Source organism: Corallococcus llansteffanensis, from assembly GCF_003612055.1.
GTDB lineage: Bacteria > Myxococcota > Myxococcia > Myxococcales > Myxococcaceae > Corallococcus > Corallococcus llansteffanensis.
Genome location: NZ_RAWB01000959.1, coordinates 1 through 1844, shown reverse-complemented (window position 1 = coordinate 1844; position 1844 = coordinate 1). Strand labels below are relative to the sequence as shown.

General features: G+C 76.4%; 1 pseudogene. It reads left to right on the top strand.

Annotated features, from left to right (window positions below):
- Positions 1-1588: pseudogene (locus tag D7V93_RS45625) on the top strand (adventurous gliding motility protein AgmC); the annotation flags it as partial.
- Between the last annotated feature and the right edge of the window lie 256 nt (positions 1589-1844).

Sequence of the window (1844 nt, the reverse complement as noted above, 5' to 3'; positions counted from 1 at the left end):
GGGTGGGGCCGCGCTGAGCTACTCCGTGTTCGAGCGCTTCGTCTTCGGCGGCGGCGGCGGCGCGGGCGAGGGCAATGACGACGGCGGCAGCAGCGGCGGGCGCGGCGGCGGCGCGGTGCTCATCCGCGCCAGCTCGTTCCAGGGCGCGGGCGTCATCCGTGCCGCCGGGCTCTCGGCCCCGCCGGCTTCGGGCCCTGACGGCGCGGGCGGTGGCGGCGCGGGAGGCGCGGTGCTGCTGCGCTCGCTGAGCACGCTGGACTGCGGCGCGGTGGAGGTTCCGGGAGGCAACGGCGGCGACGTGGCGACGTCCAGCCACGCGCTGGGGCCTGGCGGTGGCGGCGCGGGCGGCCGTGTGCTGCTGCACGGCCAGGGCGGCGTGTGCCCGTTCAATGTGAGCGCGGGGAGCGCCGGCCAGTCGGGCTTCCCTGGCGCGGGTTCACATGGCGCGGGGCCTGCCAGCGGCCCGGATGGTGGCCCCGACGCGGGTCCGACGCCCGACGGGGGCCCCTCGTCCGACGGGGGCCTCTCGACCGGGGGCACGTCGGCTGGAACCGTGCAGGAGCTGGCTCAGCCCTACCAGGCGCCGGGCACGCCCGTCATCACCGCGCCCGCGGAGGGCACGGTCACCACCACCACGCGCCCGCGCTTCGAGGGCACCGCGGACACGAACGGCCCGGTGGTCCACATCGTCGTCGACGGTCGCGAGGTGGGCGCGGCGGTGCCGGCCGCCGATGGCCGCTTCTCCCTGGACCCCGTCGCGGCACTGCAGGCCGGTGGGCACTCGGTCGTCGCGTGGGCGGAGGCGTTCGGCGTGGCCAGCACGGGCTCCACGTCGGTGCGCTTCACCTCACCCCAGGTGGTGCTCGCGGATGGCGGCGCCTTGGGCATGGCGGTGCTCGTGGTGCCCAGGAACGGGGACACCACGGGGCCCACGCCGCTGTTCGCCGGCACCACGCCCAATGGCCTCACCGTGGGCGTCGTCATCGACGACGGGCCGGACAACATCGTGCCGGTGGATCTGCTCGGGCGCTTCGGCTTCCAGGTCCCGGACTCCGAGCCGCTGTCGGTGGGCGTGCACAAGGTCTCCGTGCACGCGCACAACGAGGTGGGCGATGACGGGCCGCACTCCGACGTCGTGGGCTTCGAGGTGGTGGTGGCCGGCGCGGACGGCGGCACTGGCACCGACGCGGGCACGGCGGACCCCGCAGTGCCCATGATGGTCGTGCCCGCGCAGGACGCGACGGTGGACCCCACGGTGACGTTCGTGGGCGTGGCCCTGCCCGATACATTGATCCGCCTAGAGCTGGATGGCGTCGCGCTCGCCACCGTCACCACCGACGCGCAGGGCGTCTTCCGCCACACGGTGGGCCGGGACGCGGCGCTCGCGACGGGCGCGCACCGCGTCGTCGCCCAGGGGATGACGGCCGAGGGCGAGGCCGGCCTGCGCTCGCCGGAGGTGGGCTTCCAGGTGCGCGGGCCCACCGACCTGGACGTGGGCTGCGGTTGCGGCGCTGCGCCCGCGGGAATGCTCGGCGTCTGGGCCCTGGTGGGGCTCGCGGCCCTGGCCCGCCGCCGCGCCCGGGGCTGAACACCGGGAGGGGGAGCCTTCGGGCGCCCGCCAGGGGTAGCCGGGCGCGGCGACGGGGCGCCTGTTATCCAACCGCGCTCGAAAGCGTCCCGCTGTCCTGGGACGGAAGGTGGCGCGCGTGACGGACGTGTCCTCGGAAGATGCCTCATCGCGGCCGGCGCGGCGCTCGTCGGGCGGGCTGGGCTGGCGCCAGGTGCTGGGCCTGCTGCTGGGCCTGGGCGTGCCCGCCGCGCTGCACGTCTACATCGGCCTGCGC